This is a genomic window from Melittangium boletus DSM 14713, from assembly GCF_002305855.1.
Lineage (GTDB): Bacteria > Myxococcota > Myxococcia > Myxococcales > Myxococcaceae > Cystobacter > Cystobacter boletus.
On record NZ_CP022163.1, the window covers coordinates 1,078,384 to 1,097,072 of the forward strand.

Genomic DNA, 18,689 nt, shown 5'->3' on the forward strand with positions numbered 1-18,689 from the left:
CCATGGTCATATCAATCACATCGGTAAAACCCCACCCGCGCCGCGTGCGTCTTGGGGCTTCACCCCATGTCCCGCGCCCCACACCCGGTGTGCACTCCGTATCGCCCTATCAACATGTGTCGATACTTCCTTCACCGGGCGTCAGGGAAATCCTCAAAGGTCCCAGGGGCTTAGCGGCTCCCCTCTGAGACGAGCCCCGCAAGGGCCCACCAGAGTCCAGGTGAGTCCACCTGAGGTGGGTACCAAGTGGGTACTGGAGAAGGACGGGCAGGTCGGCCGCCTGCGGGGTCGGGCCTCGGAAAGCGGGTCCCGAGAGTTCCCAGATGCGGCGGTCAGGGTAGGGAGACGTCGGCGGGCAAGTGGCCTGCGGCTCCTGGAAGTCGCTCCGGGCCGTCCTCGCGCCAATCGGCGTTAGAGGGCAATGGCCAGCAGCTCCGAGTGGGGCCTATGAGGCCAACCCAGAAGTCCTCCTGCTCAGGCAGGCTTGATTCAAAGTCCCACGGGAGAAGTTATCCCACCTGGACCTACGGGCGAGGGATCGCGGTAGGGACGGCCCTTCGCCCCAGGACTCGGGCCGCCCCCCGCACAGATCCCAGCGGGCGCTGCTAGCGCACTGGGCTCTTGCCTCGGATGTTGACGTCAAGGCCGTACTGCTCCTCGACGTAGGCGGCAGGGCGCACTGGACACGCATTGTCCGGCGCTGTGTCCGGGGCGTGTTTTGCCCTCCCTCCTTCTCCCTGGCCAGACTCCTTCCCTCCACCACCTCCGCGGCCCTACTACTGGCTTTGTTCAGCGGCTTCGTCGGTACTACGAGTCTGTCTGACTTCCTCTGCCCGTTCATCATCGGCGTACGGCCACTGGCCTTCCCGATACGTCCCGCCCTACTTCCGGCGGGCGGACAGAGGATCTCCCTGCCCAGCGTCAATTACTTTTTCCCCTTGGCGACAATTACACTTCCCCATCGGGTTGATGCCCTGACTGCGTTCACTTCGTCGTCGCCGTAGTCGTCGTCACGTCCATCGGAGCCTCTGGGTTGGCCACCTCCTGTGATGTGGACAGGCTGTTACTCGTCCCCGGTCGCCTTGCGCGGGGCCTTGTCGACCGTCTCCCGGCTCTTGGCCTTCTCGCTGCGGTAGCTGTCGCCGGTGAGCTCCAGAATCAGAGCGTGGTGCACCACCTGTATGCCGCCGCCGTCGTCATCGCGTCCTTGAAGATTCGGTCCCACTGCGAAAACACCAGGTTGCTCGTAATCAGGACGCTCCTGCGCTCGTAGCGCTGGGCCAGGAAGGTAAACAGCACCTCCATCTCCTCCCTGTCCTGCTGGATGTAGCCGATGTCGTCGATGATGACCGCGTCGTACCCGTCCAGCCGCCGCAGCTCCTTCTCCAGCAAGAGGCTCTTCTTGGCCAGGAGCAGTCGCTGCACCAGCAGCACCGCCGGGACGAAGAGCACCTCGTAACCACGCTGCACCAGCTCGTGGCCTATGGCACTCACCACGTGCGTCTTGCCGCGGCCCGGCAGCCCGAAGGCCAGCACGTTCTCCGCGCGCTCGACGAAGCCGCCCTCGCACAGGGCCGGTAGCTGGCGGCGCACCTTGGCTGGCAGCTTCTCCTGTTCAAGCGTGGCGAGCGTCTTGTCCGTGGACAGCCCCGAGGCCTTGAGCAGCCGCTCAATGCGTCGACCCCGGCGCTCGCTCAGCTCCAGCTCCACCAGCTGGCGCAGGTAGTGCGGGCACGTCCAGCCCTCGTGTCCGGCGCGCCTGGCCAGTTCCTCATGGTGGGCTGCAAACGCAGGCAGCTTCAGCGCTCGCAGCAGCATGGCCAGCGTCTGTTGCTGCTCGTCGGCAGCGGTTGCCCCTGCTCGCAGGGAAGTGGAGGTGGTACTCATGAGGCCACCTCCCTCGGCTCCACCAGCAGCGCGTCATAGCTGCTCAGGTCCACCTCGGGCTGTGCCAGCTCGGGCACCTCGGGCCTGACTGGCGCCACCAGCGCCTTCACCTGCTCGGCACCGCGCAGTCCGCCCTCGGCCAGCAGCCGCGCCAGCACCTCTTCTACCGTAAGTCCTCGCCGGAGCCCGTCGTGACGAGAGGGCCGAGAGGTGAGCATGTCCGCCCGAGGCAAGGAGGCGGACAAGATGGACAAGAGAGAGTGGGCGGAGCAGTTCAGACAGCAGGTGCTGGCGCGAGGAGGCGTGGGGCCGAGAGCGCGCTACACGCCGGAGCAGAAACAGCAAGCGGTGGAGTATGTGCGAGAGAGGCAGCAGCAGGGCGAGAGCGTGGAGGAAGTGGCCAGGCAACTGGGGATGAGTAGCTGGACGCTCAGCCGCTGGAGCAGCGCGGCGCGGAGGGAGAGGCAGGAGCCGGAGGGAGCGGGACTGGTGCCGGTGGAGGTGAAAGCGGAGCGGGCCGTGGCGCGGAGGGGAGGGCTGGTGGTGCACGGGCCCGGAGGTGTACGGGTGGAGGGTTTGAGCGTGGAGGACGCGGTGGCGCTGCTGCGAGGGCTGAGGTGATTGGCTCCACGCGCCGGCTGAGCGTGTACGCGTACGGGCAGCCGTGCGACATGCGCAAGAGTTACGACGCGCTGAGCGGGCTGGTGACGCGGGAGTTGGGCCGCGACTTCCTCTCGGGGGACGTCTTCCTCTTCGTGGGCCGGGACAGGAAGAGGGCCAAGGCACTCTTCTGGGACGGCACGGGGCTGTGCCTGTACGCCAAGAGGCTGGAGAAAGGACGCTTCGCGCCGCTGTGGCGGCGAGAGAGGGGCGCGCGGCCATTGGAGTTGACGGTGTCGGAGCTGGCGCTGTTTCTGGAGGGCAGCGAGCTGGTGGGGCGGACGCCGCTGTCGCCCGCGCCGTACACACTGGCCCCGCTCTTCCAGCCAGGGGCCGAGGGCGGGGTGACGTCGTGAGTCATGGGGCGTGGACTACTTGCGCGGGAGGGTGGAGCCATGACACTACGGGCCCATGGGCTTGCAGCTGGAGACGGAGAAGGACGTGGAGAGGCTGCGCCAGGCGGCCTTGCTGCTGGAGGCGGAAAACAGACGCCTGGTGGCGCGCGTGGTGGAGCTCACGCGCAAGCTGATGAGCGCCCAGGGGCAGGACGCCGAGGAGTTGCAGCTGCGCCTGCGGGAGGTGGAGCGGCAGCTGGCACAGCGCACCGCCGAGCTGTTCGGCCGCTCCAGCGAGAAGCGTCCCCGCCGCGAGCAAGGCGAGGAGGACAAGGACAAGGAGGCCGCGCCCGGCCACGGCCCGCGCGCCCAGCCCACGCTGCCCTTGCTGGAGGTGGTGCACACGCTGGAGGAGGCGGACAAGCAGTGCCCCCAGTGCGGAGGGGCGCTGGCGGAAATGGAGGGCTGCTGGGAGGAGGCCGAGGAGGTGGACGTGGTGCAACGGCGCTTCGTCCTCCAGCGCCACAAGCGGCAAAAGTACCGCTGCGGCTGCGGCGGGTGCGTGGAGACGGCCCTGGGCCCGCCCAAGCTTCAGCCCGGCGGGCGCTACTCGCTGGACTTCGCCGTGGAAGTGGCTGCGGCCAAGTACCTCGACCACTTGCCCCTGGAGCGGCAGGTGCGAGTCATGCAGCGCGAGGGTCTCACGGTGGACAGCCAGACACTCTGGGACCAGGTGGACGCGCTGGCGCGGCGGCTGGCGCCCGCGCACGAGGCGCTGCACGCCGCGCTGCTCACGCGGGAGATTCTGGGAGGAGACGAGACGCGCTGGCCGCTGCTGGGTAGTAAGAGCCAGACGCGCTGGCACGCCTGGGCGCTGTGCGCGCCGGACGCCGTGGTGTACCGGATACAGGAGGGGCGAGACGCCCAGGCCGCGCGCCACCTGCTCCAGGACTTCGACGGAATCTTCATGGTGGACGGGCTGAGCACCTACGAGAGCGTCGCCGCGGGCTCGGGTGGGAAGCTGACGCTGGTGCACTGTTGGATGCACGCGCGGCGCAAGTACGTGGAATGCGCGGAGGCCTTCCCCCAGGCGGAAGAGGCCCTGGAGATGATTGCCGCGCTGTACGCGGTGGAGCGTGAGTACAAAGAGGGGCCGGAGAACCTGGAGCGCCTGCTGGAGCTGCGACAGCACAAGAGTCGCCCCCTCCTCGAGCGCCTGCACCAGTGGGCATGCGCCCAGCGCGCACTGCCCCAGTCGGGCCTGGGCCAGGCAATCAAATACATGAGCCAGCGGTGGACGGGGCTGACACGGTTCGTGACGGACGCGCGCGTGCCGCTGGACAATGGGGCCACCGAGCGCGCCATGCGCGGGCTCGCCGTGGGCCGTAAAAACCACTACGGCAGCCGGAGTCGGCGCGGCACCGAGGTGACCGCCCTCTTCTACAGCCTGCTGGAGACGGCGAAGCTGTGCGGGGTGGACCCCAAGCGCTACCTGCGTGAGGCAGCGCTGGCGGCCCTGCGCGGAGACTCCATTCCCCTGCCGCACCAGCTCGCACCGTCCGCCGAGGGCTGACGCGCCGCACCTGCTCCTGTCTGTCTCGGCCTGGCCAGACTCCGCGAGGGCTGTCGCACCGCGGAGAACGTCTCCTCATGCCCCGCGCTCGCCGTCAAGCTCCTCGGCTACGGGGCTCGGCGAGCATTTACGGAGAGTCTGGCCCCACTTGCCTGAGCGCCCGCCAGCGCCCGGCTCCGGCCTCCTCTGCCTCCACCTCCTCGGCTTCGCGGGTCCGTCCTCAGCCAGTTGCCCTCCCCGAGGCGCACCTGTCGCGAGCGCCTGCTGGGAGCACGCCACGCTCTTGCCTGAAACGGCTTGCCCTCGGGCCCGCCCCCTTCAAAACCTCCCTCTCGGACTTTGGATCAGGCCTGCCCCACGCCCGCCTGTTGGCAGAGCCGACGGTTGCAGGAGGCTTTGCGTCCACCAGATGGGCTGCTGTGGGCCGACCAGGGGCCTCGGGCTGCTTGGAGGTGGCTCAGAAATAGGAGCCACCTCTACCCCGCGCCGCCCGTCACTACATCGCAAGGCCTCTGGGAGCAGGCAGCCTAGCTACAGGCACAGTGCACCTATCCCTCCTGCCCGGTAGACCTCGAAGCCAGGCGCAGGAGTCCCAGAAAGCCGTGGGAGCCCATCTGTAAGATCGCTTTGGCGAGGGATGGTCCTAGGGGGTGTGATGGCGGAGCAGGCAGGAGTACAGGCGAACCGCAGCTTGAGCTTTGCGGAACCGAACGGGCATGATAACCGTTCTCGCGGGCGAATGGGCACCGTACCCATTCCGAGGGTGACACATGCGGCTGCTCAGGTCTCGAGAGGTCCAGGCACTGACCGGCCTTTCAGCCGACCAATTAAGGGAGTGGACTGGTCGCCGCGGTTTGGTGGCGCCCGACGTGCCTCCGCGTGGCAAGGGCACGCAGGCCCGGTTTTCCTGGCAAACCGTTCTCGTGTTGAGGCTGGCGGTGGTCCTGAAACAAGAGTTCCACGTCGAGTTGAAGGCACAACGCGAGCTCTTCGCAGGGCTCCAGCGCGAATTGGCCGGACGCTCATTCCCCACTCTCTGGCCCAAATCGGTCGTCCTGCACGGGCCTGGCAGGTGGGAGTTGTTGGACGTGGAGGACATAAAAATCGGGTCCAACAAGGGCTGCATCGTCCTGCCGTTCGCTTCGCACTTGGAGGCCTTGTCGGTCGGATTCGGCCTTCCCGACCCAATGCAGCAGTTGCCGTTGTTCGCTGCGGTGAAGGTTCAATGAGCGCCGTCGGCCGAACTATCGTCGTCATTAGCCCCACGCGACGTGAGAACTCGGGAGGGCACCATGGCGGGTGAGTCGCCTGTGGCCCCGGAGCGGCTGGCCATGCTCCTCTCACGGCTCGGCTACACGCCCGAAAGCGGGTGGCTGGACGCACATAAATTCGACGCGCTCTCCGCGCATCGGTTCGCGATGCAGCAGGCGCGACAGGAAATGTCGGTTATCGGTGCGTTCTGCCTACGTCGCCTTGTCGATGCCATGGACGCCATTGCAACCCCGCTCGTCTATGTGGCGACTGCGAGCGACTTGACTGCGGCAAAGGAGGTCCACCGAAGGGTATGGAGCCAAGGCCTCGTCCCGTTCCTCCTGGTGGCGACACCTGATGAAGTTCTGCTCTGTCAAGGATTCTCCTACTCTGATAGTCAGTGGGAGCTAAAGGTCAAGCACTTCGAGTGGCAAGTTGTCAGCACATTGCCGCGAGACCCGGTTGCGACCGTCGAACTGACGGAGGAAGCGAGCGTACTTTGGGACCTACGGGCGATCCGGCTGAGGACGTCGCTGTTCTGGCATGATCATGTAATCGACGTTGAGGGACGGGTGGACCGCCGCCTGCTCAAGAACCTCGACACACTTAGCGACGTGCTGATCAATGGCCTCAAAGTCTCCAGAAAGCTCTTACCGCCCGCAGCCAACGGCCTCATCGGCCGACTCCTGTACGTGTTCTTCCTGGCCGACCGGGGCATCATCAACCAGAAATGGGTAGTCGCGCGAAAGCACAAGGGGATTGACCTAGAGAACCAGGCGGTTAATTGGTCCGCTCGGTCGACCTGGAAATTCCTCGACGACCTCGACTCCATCTTTAATGGAAGCATCTTTCCGCTATCGGAGACCGAGCGAGCAGAGATCGACGAGAGCCACATCAACCTGGTCCGCCGCGTGATGAAGTACGGGGCAGTGCCCTTTCGGTCCGGCGCAGTGCAGTTTAGCTTCCTCGACTTCTATCTCGGCGCGCTTCGCACCGAGACACTATCGTCAGTCTACGAACAGTTTCTGAAAAACATCCGTTCTGGCGAGCGGCGCCGATCCGGCGCGTTCTACACGCCACCATTCCTCGTGGATTTCATGCTCGATCGCGTCGAGGAAAGGAAGCCGTTGCGCGACGGTGTGACAGTCCTCGACCCCGCAGCGGGATCGGGCGTGTTCCTCGTGGGAGCCTATCGACGGATCATCGAACGCGCTCGAGCGGAGCGGCCGGACCAACCCATGAGTCTGGACGAGGTTCGCGAGCTGTTGGTGCGGAACATCTTCGGCGTCGAGCGCAACGCGGATGCATGCCACGTTGCGGCGTTCAGCCTCTATCTGATGATGCTGGACTATGTGGATCCCCGTGACCTTACGCGTGTGGCGGCCGGCGAAGACCCTAAGAAGCTCTTTCCAGGGCTCGTCGGTTCCAATCTCTTCGCGTTGGACTTCTTCAAGGATCGAAACGCCTTCCCGGGCCTACCGGAGCGGGTGGACTGCATCGTGGGGAACCCCCCCTGGCAGACCCTGACGATACTTGAATCGGAGGCAGCGGAAGAATGGCACGACAAGCACAAGTCCGCCCCGATTGGCAAGAATCAAGCGGCCGAACTCTTCACATGGAAAGCCCTGCGCGAGCATCTGTCCGCTGGGGGAATCCTGGGATTCCTCCTGCCAGCGAAGTCCTTCATCAACCCGACGTCTTGGGAGTTCCGGCGCAAATTGGCGCGCGAGTTTACCATTGTCGGGTCCGCGAACTTTGCCCACCTGCGCTACCGCCTATTCGCAAACGCGCGCCAAGCTGTAGTGGCGACTTTCATCCAGGGCCGCGCGCCTAAAGTAAGTGACCGAACTTGGGTCTACTCGCCACTGTCGATTGGGCAGCCGATGGCTCGAAAGGAATGGCCTTGGACCATCCTTCTTGACCGGGCCGAGGTGCAGATGTTCAGCCACAGCCATATCGCAGGCGATCAGCGCGGGTGGTTTGATGCGTTCATATTGCGGCCGGTGGACCGCCAGATCCGGAACTACCTGGAGGACGCAGCCGCAAAAGGCGACATATCGCTTCTGAGCCAACTGTGCGACAGCGTAGGCGCGGCCATCCGGCGGGGCGGCAACTCGACGGAGACTGGCGTTGCTCGAGCATATCTAAACGACGCCCCAAGTGAGCCCGTTCCGGCAATTGAACTCTTGCGGTACCATGGTGGCGGCTTGTTTGGTGACCAATCGACCTACCGTGACACCGAGTTGCCGCGGGACAGGTTGGCGCGCGTCAAGAAGCCTTACCGTTTCCGTTTCAGCGGGAACGTAATGTTGGTGCCACGCAACTTCAGCAACATCCGCTTCGTTAAACACCCGATCGCCTACACTTCGAGCACGCTGGCCGTTTTCTTCAAAAAACCTGCGGACGAAGTCAACGAGTCCGAGAAGCGGCTCCTTCAAGCTATCGCCCGGTATCTGCGCAGCCAGACGGCGCTGTACCTAGTGGCTATCACGGGACGGCGGTGGCTCATGGACAGGCGAAATATTGAACCCGCTGACTTGTCCACCTTCCCTGTGCCTTTTACCGGGTTAGAGGATCCTCGTGTCGGCGGCGCGTTGGAGTGCGATGACCATGAATTCGAGTCGTTCCTGCGCGATGCGCTCGGACTCAGCGGCGACTTGGAGCGCGCGATCAAAGAGTTCCTTGAGTTCCGGATCGAATTCCAAGACGGCAACGTACCCGAAAATGCACTGAACTACCCATCTCGAAAAGAAATCGCCAAGTACGCCGCCGTACTGCGACGCAGCCTTGATGGACAGCTCGGCCGCGCTGGTGCGTTCGAGGTTGCGTGTAATCTGGACTCTAGGGCCGGGGTCGGGGTGATCGCCGCGCAATTCCGGGACATCGGCGCGGAGAAGGGTCCAGGCAATGGAGTGGACGCGCTATGCCGTGCGGCATTGGCGCGGTATCTCAGGTCGGCATCCAACAGCTTCACTGACAGCTTGAGCGCCACTTACGACAACAAGACCGCGAGCGTGAGCGTCATCAAGCCGCTTGAGACCTTCCGCTGGACGATTGACAGTGCGTTCGCCGACAGTCGACAGATGATGAACGCCTTTGTCGCAGGCCAGTCTTGAGGGGCACGGCAGTGGGCTCTGACCTAACGGCACTATTGCGGCAGCATGGATTCGCCCCGGTAAGGGCGGAGCTCTGGTCAAAGTTCGTTCGGCACGTGCTCGATATCTTCCAGAAGGCAGCGAACGACTTGCGCCAACCCGAAAATTGGGAGGCGTTCAAGAAGAAGAAAGGGGCGCTGGGAGTTCCGCAAGCACGCAAGCGCCGCAAAATCATCGAGCGTGTTCCCATTGAGGACGCGCTCACCTCAGAGTTGGCTCAGTTCGTGGAGCGTGCCCGCATTGCGCTGGCCACGGGACATTTCCTCCGTCTGAATGAGGTCCAGTTCCAGGCTGAGGCCCTCGTCCAGAGCAAGACGCGCGCAGGACGCCACGTGCGCAAAATCGACTTCCGCGTGTTCGCACTCACGGGAGTTGACCATCTGGAACTGGCTATTGAGGCCAAGCCACTGGTCACGGAGGGAGATATCGTCGGGCGCTACCTCGCGGATGAGGGCATCGGCTGCTTCCTTAAAGACGAGCCCTACACAGAAGGCCCGCTCGGCGCGATGTTAGCCTATACCATCAACAATAACGGGCAGTCCTGGCAGGCGAAGGTGCGCGCAGCCGTCAGCGTATACCAACCGAAGGTGCTCCAGCTCGAGGACGCAATAGTCGAGGGGATGCAGGAGCCAGTGACCTTCTCCCTGCACGACCGCCAGGCCCTCGGGCTGAGGCCGATTGCCCTGCTCCATCTGGAGCTAATCTTCGCGTCCGATGTGCAGGATGCCCCCGAATCGTAAATGCCGGGCCACCCCTGACACCGCAACGGTTCGGTGGAAAGCCACCCTGTAGGAAGCGACGCCGGCAGCTTCGTGCAGGCGAAGCGCCGCTATTGAGGCAAGAGCGCCGGTTGCTCAGGGGGCCAGAGTGGGGCCCCCTTGCACCCCCACGACGGACGCGACACGCAGCGCGCCCATGCGGGGCCGCCCGGTTCAAGGCCGCTGACGCGCCGCCAGGGGCGGTGCCCTTCGGGCAGCCTGTGAGCCGGCCAGCTCGCGCACGGCACGCGCACGACGCCCCTCCCCCGCTGCGGCGGGGGAATGGCTGGGGCCACCCGCCACGGGCGGCTGGGGTGACGGATTGGGCCTGGGGAACATCGGGAGGAGGGCAGGCACGGCCCGGCCCGCCGGAGTTGCGCGCCGATCCCGCTGTCCAGGGTGAGACACTGGCACCGGAAAGCCATCCGCTCCCCTCCGGGAGCCCAATGCACGGCAGACGGGCGGAGCACCAGCATGCTTGGCGCCGTGCAGCAGCAATCCGCCGTCTCCCCACACCATGCGTTGCCATGAGGGAAGCCACGGCATAGAGACAAGCCCATGGTCGCTTCTTCGGTACAGCAACTCCTCCAGGGCAAACGGTTCGGACTCGTCCTCTCCGCCGGTTACTTCGGCTTCTTCGGGCACGCGGGCTTCCTCAAGGGACTGGCCGCCACGGGCCTGACTCCATCGGCCTACGCGGGCACGAGCGCCGGGGGACTGGTCGCGGCCTACGCGGCCGCGGGAGCGAGCGTGCAGGCCATCGAGGAGCTGGTCCTCAAGCAGACGCGCGAGTCCTTCTGGGATCCGGACCCCATCGGCGCGGTGCTCAACGCCTTTCCGCGCGAGGGCCACGGCGCCACCGGCCTGCTCAAGGGCGAGCGCTTCCGCAAGCTGCTCGAGCGCACCCTGCCGGTCAGCACCTTCGAGCAACTGCCCCACCCGCTCCTGCTCACGAGCGCCAACCTCTCCCAGGGCACGCACGAAATCTTCACCTCGGGGGAGCTCGCGCCGCGCGTCCACGCCACGTGCGCCTATCCGGGCCTGTTCCGCGCGGTGCGTGTGGGGCGGGATCTCTATTGGGACGGAGGACTGGTGGACAAGGCGCCCGCCCTGTCCCTGCGCGAGAGCGCCTTCGGCCAGGACCTGGATGCCATCCTCGTGCACTACCTGCCGAGCCGCACCCGCAAGATGTTGGGCGGACCCATGGCCTACGCCCAGGGCATCGCCGCGGGCTCGGCGGCACTGCGGCACGATCACTTCCGGCTCCAGCTCTCGCTGCTCAAGGAGCGCGGCTTCCCCGTCTACGTGGTGGTGTCCAACCTGCCCTCCGTCTCTCCCACCCAGATGGAGCGCGGCTTCGATGCGCTCCACCAGGCGAAGCTGAGCGCCGAGCGGGCCCTGGCCCGGCCCCCCGTGCCCTTCGAGGAAGCCTGAGCCGGGCTCAGGCCCGGTAGCGGCGGTGGTCCACCATCAGGCAGCGGTCCTGCACCACCTGGATGCCCGCCTCGGCCAGCCTGCGGGCCACCGCGTCGTTGCGGATGCCGGATTGGAACCACACCGCCTTGGGCTTCTTGGCGAGGATGTCCTCCAGGTGCCGCTCGATGTCCTCGGAGCGCCGGAAGACGTCCACCAGATCGATCTCCCCGGGGATGTCCACCAGCCGCCGGAACACCGGCCGCTCCAGGATGTGCGTCACCTCGGGGAAGTAGACGGGCACCGGAACCACCTCCACCCCGGCATGGGCCAGGTATTCCGGGACATAGAAGGCGGGCTGGCCCGACTGCTGCTCCGTCTTGATTCCCAGCACCGCCACCCGCTTGCTGCTCCGCACGACCTCGCGGATGCCCTCCTCGTCCTCGATCAGATTGCGCTCGTAGCTCACCGTGTCTCCTCCTCGAGGGCCCGCAGCGACGCCAGCGTCGATTGCGTCGTCCAGGTCCAGGTCTCTCCACCCAGCTCGGCCCGTAGGGTGAACTCCCTCCGCACGGGGAGGAAGCGCCCCTTCCCCAATAACTGTTCTCCGCCGCACTCCACTCCAGGAGTGGGTTCGGGGTCACCCGCCGCGCGCAGGGTGTCTCGCACCGCCTGGGGGGAGGTGTCTCCCGGCGCCGCCAGGCAGCGCAGCGAGAACACCAGGGCCTCGCCATGCTCGGTGAGTTGAGTGCCCGTGAACGTCCGCTCCAGCAGGTACGTCACCTCGCCGCCCCCCAGGGACAGCCGCCCCACGGCGTAGCCGCGCTGTCCCGGCACCAGGGAGCGCCCGTAGAGGCCGCCGTACTTCACCTCCCACTCCTCCCGCGTCCGGCCCTCCAGCACATCGGGAGCGAAGAAGCGCTCCAGCGGCGTGACGTCCAGTCCCGTGGATGGTAACGCCCGGACGGCCGCCAGCACGGCATCGGGCTCCGCCAACCGCACGTAGGTGCCATCCGCCGCGAGCCGCAAGCGCAAGGGGGCGCGCTGGAGGACGTCATCCACCAGGGAGCGCACCTCCGCGCCGTCCCGGGTATGGCGCGATTGCGTCACCCGCTGGGTGAGCAGCCACGCCCGATCCTCCGGCGAGAAGCGGGACACGGTGGTCATCTCCGCGTCCTGGGAGCCGGGCGACCCGCTGTGCCTCAGGGAACTCTTCACCGTCTCCGTGAGCAGCGAGTCCTCGGGAGGAACGAACTGGGGCCGAAGGGGTGGCTCCACGGCGAAGCGAGGCTCCAACGAGGGGATGTCGCGGTGGCACGCGGTGACCGAAGCCGCGAGGAGGAGCAGGAAGGAGGGAGGGAGGGTCCGCATGACGTCCGGGGAAGCTGGCAGAAAGCCCCGCCTCCCGCGAGCGCATCGGCAGGCCAGGGCCGCAGACGCGCACCACCCCATCTCGGAAGTCATCTCCTTCCGGTTGACGGCGGAAGTGGTTTCGCGTTTGTCTGCGCGCCCCGTTCGCCGAGGCTCCGCATGCGTCCTGGTTCCTGGCTCCTTCTGCTCGCGCCCCTGCTGTCCGCTTCCGCCCTCGCCCAGGCTCGGCCCGGCGAAGCCAACCTTCAACGGCGCGTCCTCGTGACCGCGTCCCGGTCCGAGGACACCTCGCCACTTGAGTTGCACGTGCGCGCCCACGCGGCCACGCGGATCCTGTTCGAGCCGCCCTTGCGGCCCGGTTCCGTGAAGCTCGAGACCCAAGAGGAACGCCTCCAGTTCCTGCCCTCGGACGATGGGGCGCTGGTCGTCATTCCTCTCCGGGAGCCCTCCGAAGGCGAGCGGATGACCTTCACCGTGGAGACCGAGCCCGGCGCCGCGCCCCTGCGCTTCGAGCTCGTCTTCCCCAGGGACACGATGGACCTGTGGGTGCGCGTGGTGCACGCGAAGAATGGGACCTCCGAGGAAGACGCGGCCGTCGCCATCGCCCGGCAACTGCTCTCGGCGCCGGGGGCCCAGGCCACGCTCGCGGTTCCCCAGAAGATGGGGGAGTTGGAGACCCCGCGCTCGCGTGGAGAGGTCGAGTCCCTGCTGTGGATGGGACCTCGATTCTTCATCACCCTGACGGTGCGCAACCGCAAGACGAGCGTACCGCCCTGGCGCCTGGTCCAGGCCCGCATGCGCACGACCCTCCCGGATGGGGTCATCCTCGAATGGCCCGCCCAGTTCTACTCGCGAGCCCCGAATGGCTTCCGCCAGCGGCACGTCGTCACCAGCCAGATGCCCGAAGGCGCGCACCAGCTGGAACTGGCCTTGGACAGTGAGGACGCTCCGGGAGATTTCCAACCCATCGCCCAGGATGAGGCGAGGGCGAAGCCATGACGGAGCCCATCCACCCCAACCAACTCCGCCCGGGAGACAGGATCCGCGACTACCAGTTCGTGCGTCGGCTGGGCGTGGGAGGCTATGCCTTCGTCTTCCTGGTGGAACGGCAAGGCCGCCACTTCTCTCTGAAGATGGCCGCTCAACCCGCGTCCGGAGAAGACGAGGACCGGGTAGATGCCTGGATGCGCCGGGAAGTGGCCTCGCTAGAACACCTGGAGGACCCCCATCTGCTGCCCGTGCTCGAAAGGGGGAGATGGCCCGACACGGAGACGGGCTACGCCTACTTCATCACGCCCTATGTCACCGGAAACACCTTCCACGTCTGGCGTTGGCGGGAGCGCGCTCCGCTTCACCGTTCAGTGGGCGTGCTGTGCGAGCACCTGCGGACCCTAGAAGCCTTGCACACACGAGGCGTCTGCCACCGGGACATCAAGGCGGACAACATCCTGGTGCGACAGGAGGATGACCGCCCCTTCCTCATCGACTTTGGCGCCGCCCATCTGCCAGGCGCGAAAGCGGTCACGGAGGGGCTGGCACCGGGCACGCTCTATTGCCAACCACCGGAGGCCATCGCCTTCCTCGTCTCGGAGGCCGTCCGGCACGGCTCGCGCCTGGAGGCCCACCCGACCGCCGACCTGTATGCCTTTGGTGTCCTCCTGTACGAAACGCTCACCAACTGCCGCCCCTTCAGCACCCATCTGGCCCTGGACGCCCTGCTGGTGGCCATCGCCACCCAACAGCCCGTCCCACCTCGGAACCTCGCGCCCGAGGCCCCCGACTCGCTCTGTGCCCTGGCCTTGTCCCTGATGGACAAGGAGCCCGCGCGGCGTCCCCAGAGTGCCCGGGCCGTCCGCGAGGAACTGGAAGAACTCCTGCGGCGAGAAGGACAGACTTCCCGCTGGCGGGAACCCGCGAAACTCCCCTCCGAATGTGGCTGGGTACGGGAATCGTTCTCCGATGTGGACCTGATGGCCGATCCCCAGCCGGAAGCGATCCCGTCCGTCCCCCGTCCCCCCGGCGTCCGAGCCCGAGGAGGATCCAGAACAGCCCGGCGGCTCGCCGCACTGGGCCTCGGATTGGGATTGCTCGGGCTAGGGTGGGCCCTCCTCCACGCGACCTATGACCCTCCCCCGGAGGGCGACCCACGCGAGGAGGCCACCGCGCCGGCCCGTCCGGCGCCTTCCGACCGAGGACCGCAGCCCGTGCCCACCCATCCTGAAACGTCCGTCGTCCCTCTTCCCAACTCCCGACTGTGCCTGCTGCTCGGCATGCTGGGGGGAGCGGCCCCCTTCTTCACGGGATGCGCCACCTTGCCCGTGCGCCCGGATCCCGAGAGGTATCTCGCCCAGTGCCCCCCCGAAGCGAAAGAGACCCCCGTCCGCCTGGGCATCGAACCCGATGAGCAGGCCAGCTGGCTGCGCACGGGCACTGCGGCCTCGGACGAGACCATCGAGGACGGAGGCTCCCTCAACATCCGATCCGGACCGGTCATGGCCGAAATGGGTGTGTACGTGAAGGGCCAAGAGACGTATTTCAAGATCACCGGAGAGGCGGTGGCGACGCCCAACCGGCTCTACATGCAATTCGACCGGCTCCACCTGCCCGATGGCACCTCGCTGCCCATCTGCGGGGTGGCGCTGGATGGAAAACACCAGTACGGAATCCCCACGTACGCGCTGACGCCCTTTCACGGAGCCAAGGTGGACCCCGCGCGCGTGGACAAGACCCCGGGCAGCGTGGTGCTCAACGACCCGCGCTTCGAGACGCTGCTGCAGGGCCCCGAGGGGTACTACGAAACCATCGCCCGGCTGGCCCCACCCGACTACCGCTGAGTGCTAACGTCGCGCCCGTCCCTGGCGGCCTGGAGGCCTCGGCCAGGAACCCTCTTGAAAAAGGAGTCCCATGTCTGACTTGAACGCGCAGTTCACGAAGGCCCAGGCCGATGTGAAGACCCTGTCGGCACGTCCCAGCAACGACACGCTGCTGGAGCTCTACAGCCTCTACAAGCAAGCGACCGAGGGAGACGTGACGGGCAAGCGCCCGGGGATGTTGGCCGTCAAGGACCGCGCCAAATACGACGCCTGGGAGAAGGTGCGGGGCACCGGCAAGACCGAGGCGATGCAGAAGTACGTCGATCTGGTGAGTCGGCTGCTCAAGAAGTGAGCCCCCACCGGGGACGGACGCCTCACGGGTCCGTCCCCGCGTGGCTCAGTGCACGGACATCCAGTTGAAGTTGGCGTTGCCGTTGGGCGCCTGCGCCCCACCCGTCAGGACCTTCGAGTGGGAATAGGTGTCCTTGATGGCCTTGTAGTTGTTCTCCGTGTTCCAGTAGTTGGGAGCGCCGGAACCATTGACGTCCTTCACGAGCAGATCTCCCCAGACGTTGTAGATGACCCAGGGGCGGGCATCGATCTCGGAGATGTTCTTGTCCCAGCGCACGGGCAGCTTGTCGTTCTCGGCCAGCATGCGCGGCTTGTTGTAGCGCTTGAGGTCGTCGTAGTACCGCGCGGGGAAGTAGGGGTTGCCGCTGTAGATGTCGACGGCGACGACGTCGGCGCCCTCGGTGGGGTAGTAATCCCAGGGGCTCTTGCCGTACTGACCATCCCAGTTATAGGGAGACCAGACCCAGATGAGGTTCTTGAAGCCCCGGGTGTTGGTCATGTAGTTGAAGATGATGCTCCACAGCTGCTTGTAGAGGTAGGGGTCGCGGTTGGCCCACCAGAAGCGTCCGGAGAGCTTGTTCATCTCGTGGTAGGGGCGGAAGAGGACGGGGACGTTGGCGTCCTTGAGGGGCTGCATGCGATCGGCGGCCCACTTCAAGTCCTTGAGGAGCGTCTGGTATTCGGCGGTGTTGTTCTGCCAGTCCACGAGGCGCCGGAACCAGGCGTCGTCCAGGTTCACCTTCTGGCCGGACGAGTTGGTGGCCGTCTCGACGAGGGTGTTCTCGAAGTTCTTGGACGTGCTGCCAGGATAGGGGTGGTGGAAGCTCACACCGACGAGGCCATCGCCATAGGTCCACCGGTCCTTGAGGAAGCCGATGCCATTGAAGGTGGCGCGCCATTCCGTGGCGTTGTCATTGAACGAGGACTGGTACCAGCCGGGTCCGAGGTCCATCTCGGTGAAGGCGGGCTTCTTGCCCCCGGAGAGCCGGACGGCCTCGTTGTAGTACTTGCCCGCGTAGCTACCCTCCTGGTGGATTTCCTTCTGGGCCTCGCAGTGCTGCCCGATGATGGTGCGGCCGGTGCCGTTGTTCGCGCGGGCGCTGTTCTCCAGGTCGACCAGGAGGTTGAAGACCTTCTGGGCCGGAGCGGTGGGCCCGGGCGTCACCAGCGTCTTGGAGAGCTGGGCCTCGGCGGACAAGGGGAGAAAGGCACAGGCCGTCACGAGCGCCAGGCCCGTGAACCGCCCCCGCCCGAGAGAGACCGCGTCCCACATCTTCTGGAGTCTTCGAGTTTCCATGAAGCCGTTATAAACGGCTTTTTCGGCTTAGTGGGGCTCAACACGCATGGTCGCGAGAACCAGTGTAGGCAAAAATCCTACCCAATTGAATTCAGGTGTCGATCAGACAGAACCCGGATGTGGTGTCTCCATCGGACCAACATTTCTCGAAAGACGCACAGGAACCGGGCTTATCTGGTGAGCAGCGTCGGCGGCAGCGCTTGGCGACGCAATCAAAGCCCTCCGGACACGAATGAGCGAGTGATTCACAGGGCAAAGCACACCACATCCGGACGTGCCTGCGCGAGGCCTTGACCGCGGAAATCTCGCACACTTGAGGTGCTACGCAAGGCTCATCGTTCTGGCAGTCTTGACCGCTGACCCTCAAACATTGGGAGATACCGTTTCCTTCTTGGACGCACCGTTGTCCGTCTGGACACGACAAACCTTCGCATGAGGAAAAGCAAACAGGGCCCTCCGCGTCCAGCGAACGACACGTGAAACCAGAAGGACAAGAAGGAGAATTTTGAGGCTCACAACGTCGGCCACAGCGCCTGTTCGCACACACCAAACCGGGTGCGCATGCGGACTCCTGCCGAAAAGGCATTGCAAGACACCACTCCCCTTCTCGGGCCGTCCCGACAACTCCGCAGACACGCAAGATACGCTCGCCGGCCTGAATGGACCGGCAGGCGAACCCCTCACCACAGTCCAGGTCGGTCATGCACGTACTCACAGTGCACATACGAGGACGCATGGGTTGACCCTTCAAACATGCAAGTGGAGGGTCGCAATCGCTCTGAGAGTCACAATGCTGAAGAAAAGAGGGCAATCCTCGCAGTTCCCCCGGAGGTATCATCGGGACGACTTTTGTAAAGGTTCGTTCCGATGAGTTCAGGAAGAGCTTGATGGGGAGGATGCCCATCGCGAGAAGCAGGGGCAGGGGGAGCAGCACCCCCAACAAGACCACCAATGCCTCTCGCCATTTCACGGCTGGGACCTCCGCTTCAGGCGGGCCTGACAGTCCTTCATACACCCATCAAAACCCTGCTCACCGCACTCCTCTTGCAGTTCCTCTTTGGGGCAGCCCCTCGCGCTCGCGTTCGCACTGAAATCTTTCAACCAGGCTTGATCGATGGTTCCCCCCTTCCCAAAAGCATGGGGGCATCCCGATCCGACGAGCAGCACCAGCATCCACGCGGCGATGCATCCATGACTCATCCGGACCGGCATATCCGAAGCCCTCCATAAGGAGCGCCAGTCTACGACAGGAGTTCAACGGATGCCCAGAAGCCGCCAGGGCGGGTCCCCAACAAACAACCCGTGGGCACGGGTGGAATCCACCAGCGCCCACGGGTTCATGTCTGCCCTTCGATGACTCCGCCGTCTACGGATGACCCCGGTTGTCGCCGAGTTCGCTCTCCACCAGATCCCTCCCGATGTTTCGTCGGTCCCGATCCACGCCGTCATCATCCCGCAGACCGCCGCTCGCGAAGCGCCGCGCCGCCTCCGCCAGGTCGCGCATCACATCCCGCCGGGACGGGTACTGCTCCTGAGGCAACGACTTGAAGACGTTGATGATGTCCACCGGCGCCCCGCTGTCCTCCGCGGCCTCGACGAGGAGTTCGCGCGTGGTCGGGTATTCCACGGCCTCCAGGTGGGGCGTAATGGAGAGCGCTGGATCCTCCGCCTGTCCGAATGCCATCGTGTCCTCTGCCTTTCCGCCCGGGCGTCTCTAGCGTTCCGGGGCTTGGAAACAAGGTGGGGATGAAAGGGCCACCGAGCCACCTCTCCCTGACTTCTCCCCTGGCGGCCCCCGGGCAGCCAAACGGCCAGGGCCAGGGTA

16 protein-coding genes are annotated in these 18,689 nt (G+C 65.4%); 10 read left to right on the top strand and 6 right to left on the bottom strand.

Annotation, left to right across the window (positions count from 1 at the left end; genetic code table 11):
- Positions 1–1,158: 1,158 nt before the first annotated feature.
- Positions 1,159–1,887: an IS21-like element helper ATPase IstB gene (istB, locus tag MEBOL_RS04470; protein WP_218920877.1), complete on the bottom strand. Its 729-nt coding sequence runs from the start codon at positions 1,885–1,887 to the stop codon at positions 1,159–1,161.
- On the bottom strand, positions 1,884–2,105 hold the full coding sequence (locus MEBOL_RS40930; RefSeq protein WP_157774748.1) for a hypothetical protein: 222 nt from the start codon (positions 2,103–2,105) through the stop codon (positions 1,884–1,886). Before MEBOL_RS40930 ends, istB begins: the two co-directional genes overlap by 4 nt.
- A 28-nt stretch (positions 2,106–2,133) precedes the next feature.
- Between MEBOL_RS40930 and tnpA the strand changes: the two genes are divergently transcribed.
- The 7 genes from tnpA to MEBOL_RS04505 all read left to right on the top strand — a co-directional run bounded on the left by tnpA (position 2,134) and on the right by MEBOL_RS04505 (position 11,053).
- Positions 2,134–2,508, top strand: a complete 375-nt coding sequence (gene tnpA / locus MEBOL_RS04475) for an IS66 family insertion sequence element accessory protein TnpA (protein WP_157774749.1) — start codon at positions 2,134–2,136, stop codon at positions 2,506–2,508.
- Positions 2,505–2,903, top strand: coding sequence for an IS66 family insertion sequence element accessory protein TnpB (tnpB, locus tag MEBOL_RS04480; protein ID WP_095976243.1), 399 nt, complete (start codon positions 2,505–2,507; stop codon positions 2,901–2,903). The genes tnpA and tnpB overlap by 4 nt, the downstream gene beginning before the upstream one ends.
- Before the next feature lie 55 nt (positions 2,904–2,958).
- Positions 2,959–4,455 (top strand): IS66 family transposase, encoded by a 1,497-nt coding sequence (gene tnpC / locus MEBOL_RS04485; protein ID WP_095976244.1) that lies wholly within the window; start codon positions 2,959–2,961, stop codon positions 4,453–4,455.
- A gap of 770 nt (positions 4,456–5,225) precedes the next feature.
- Positions 5,226–5,684, top strand: a complete 459-nt coding sequence (locus MEBOL_RS04490) for a MerR family transcriptional regulator (RefSeq protein ID WP_095976245.1) — start codon at positions 5,226–5,228, stop codon at positions 5,682–5,684.
- Between the two features lie 63 nt (positions 5,685–5,747).
- The gene (locus MEBOL_RS04495) at positions 5,748–8,822 is read left to right on the top strand and encodes an HsdM family class I SAM-dependent methyltransferase (RefSeq protein WP_095976246.1); all 3,075 of its coding nucleotides are present in this window, start codon (positions 5,748–5,750) and stop codon (positions 8,820–8,822) included.
- 95 nt (positions 8,823–8,917) lie between these two features.
- Positions 8,918–9,601, top strand: a complete 684-nt coding sequence (locus tag MEBOL_RS04500; RefSeq protein ID WP_157774750.1) for a hypothetical protein — start codon at positions 8,918–8,920, stop codon at positions 9,599–9,601.
- A gap of 576 nt (positions 9,602–10,177) precedes the next feature.
- Positions 10,178–11,053, top strand: coding sequence for a patatin-like phospholipase family protein (locus tag MEBOL_RS04505; RefSeq protein ID WP_095976248.1), 876 nt, complete (start codon positions 10,178–10,180; stop codon positions 11,051–11,053).
- Between the two features lie 7 nt (positions 11,054–11,060).
- Here MEBOL_RS04505 and MEBOL_RS04510 read toward each other — a convergent pair whose 3' ends face one another.
- On the bottom strand, positions 11,061–11,501 hold the full coding sequence (locus MEBOL_RS04510; protein ID WP_095976249.1) for a CoA-binding protein: 441 nt from the start codon (positions 11,499–11,501) through the stop codon (positions 11,061–11,063).
- Positions 11,498–12,403, bottom strand: a complete 906-nt coding sequence (locus MEBOL_RS04515; protein ID WP_157774751.1) for a hypothetical protein — start codon at positions 12,401–12,403, stop codon at positions 11,498–11,500. The genes MEBOL_RS04510 and MEBOL_RS04515 overlap by 4 nt, the downstream gene beginning before the upstream one ends.
- Before the next feature lie 159 nt (positions 12,404–12,562).
- Here MEBOL_RS04515 and MEBOL_RS04520 point away from each other — a divergent pair, with 159 nt between their 5' ends.
- From MEBOL_RS04520 to MEBOL_RS04530, 3 genes are all read left to right on the top strand, one after another.
- Positions 12,563–13,402 (top strand): DUF2381 family protein, encoded by an 840-nt coding sequence (locus MEBOL_RS04520; protein WP_157774752.1) that lies wholly within the window; start codon positions 12,563–12,565, stop codon positions 13,400–13,402.
- Positions 13,399–15,237: a protein kinase domain-containing protein gene (locus MEBOL_RS04525; RefSeq protein WP_095976252.1), complete on the top strand. Its 1,839-nt coding sequence runs from the start codon at positions 13,399–13,401 to the stop codon at positions 15,235–15,237. The genes MEBOL_RS04520 and MEBOL_RS04525 overlap by 4 nt, the downstream gene beginning before the upstream one ends.
- 70 nt (positions 15,238–15,307) lie before the next feature.
- Complete coding sequence (locus MEBOL_RS04530; protein WP_095976253.1) at positions 15,308–15,568, top strand: acyl-CoA-binding protein; 261 nt, start codon at positions 15,308–15,310, stop codon at positions 15,566–15,568.
- A 45-nt stretch (positions 15,569–15,613) separates the two neighbouring features.
- Here the strand turns inward: MEBOL_RS04530 and MEBOL_RS04535 are convergent, their stop codons facing one another.
- Both MEBOL_RS04535 and MEBOL_RS04545 read right to left on the bottom strand, forming a co-directional pair.
- Positions 15,614–16,864: a glycosyl hydrolase gene (locus MEBOL_RS04535; protein ID WP_095976254.1), complete on the bottom strand. Its 1,251-nt coding sequence runs from the start codon at positions 16,862–16,864 to the stop codon at positions 15,614–15,616.
- A 1,366-nt stretch (positions 16,865–18,230) separates the two neighbouring features.
- Positions 18,231–18,548, bottom strand: coding sequence for a DUF2795 domain-containing protein (locus MEBOL_RS04545; protein ID WP_095976256.1), 318 nt, complete (start codon positions 18,546–18,548; stop codon positions 18,231–18,233).
- Positions 18,549–18,689 lie beyond the last annotated feature (141 nt).

Coding starts and splice junctions, on each gene's coding strand:
- tnpC (WP_095976244.1), top strand. CDS start 2,959: ATGGGCTTGCAGCTGGAGACGGAGAAGGACGTGGAGAGGCTGCGCCAG.
- MEBOL_RS04490 (WP_095976245.1), top strand. CDS start 5,226: ATGCGGCTGCTCAGGTCTCGAGAGGTCCAGGCACTGACCGGCCTTTCA.
- istB (WP_218920877.1), bottom strand. CDS start 1,887: ATGAGTACCACCTCCACTTCCCTGCGAGCAGGGGCAACCGCTGCCGAC.
- MEBOL_RS04505 (WP_095976248.1), top strand. CDS start 10,178: ATGGTCGCTTCTTCGGTACAGCAACTCCTCCAGGGCAAACGGTTCGGA.
- MEBOL_RS04515 (WP_157774751.1), bottom strand. CDS start 12,403: ATGCGGACCCTCCCTCCCTCCTTCCTGCTCCTCCTCGCGGCTTCGGTC.
- MEBOL_RS04520 (WP_157774752.1), top strand. CDS start 12,563: ATGCGTCCTGGTTCCTGGCTCCTTCTGCTCGCGCCCCTGCTGTCCGCT.
- MEBOL_RS04535 (WP_095976254.1), bottom strand. CDS start 16,864: ATGGAAACTCGAAGACTCCAGAAGATGTGGGACGCGGTCTCTCTCGGG.
- MEBOL_RS04545 (WP_095976256.1), bottom strand. CDS start 18,548: ATGGCATTCGGACAGGCGGAGGATCCAGCGCTCTCCATTACGCCCCAC.
- MEBOL_RS40930 (WP_157774748.1), bottom strand. CDS start 2,105: ATGCTCACCTCTCGGCCCTCTCGTCACGACGGGCTCCGGCGAGGACTT.
- MEBOL_RS04530 (WP_095976253.1), top strand. CDS start 15,308: ATGTCTGACTTGAACGCGCAGTTCACGAAGGCCCAGGCCGATGTGAAG.
- tnpA (WP_157774749.1), top strand. CDS start 2,134: ATGGACAAGAGAGAGTGGGCGGAGCAGTTCAGACAGCAGGTGCTGGCG.
- MEBOL_RS04525 (WP_095976252.1), top strand. CDS start 13,399: ATGACGGAGCCCATCCACCCCAACCAACTCCGCCCGGGAGACAGGATC.
- MEBOL_RS04495 (WP_095976246.1), top strand. CDS start 5,748: ATGGCGGGTGAGTCGCCTGTGGCCCCGGAGCGGCTGGCCATGCTCCTC.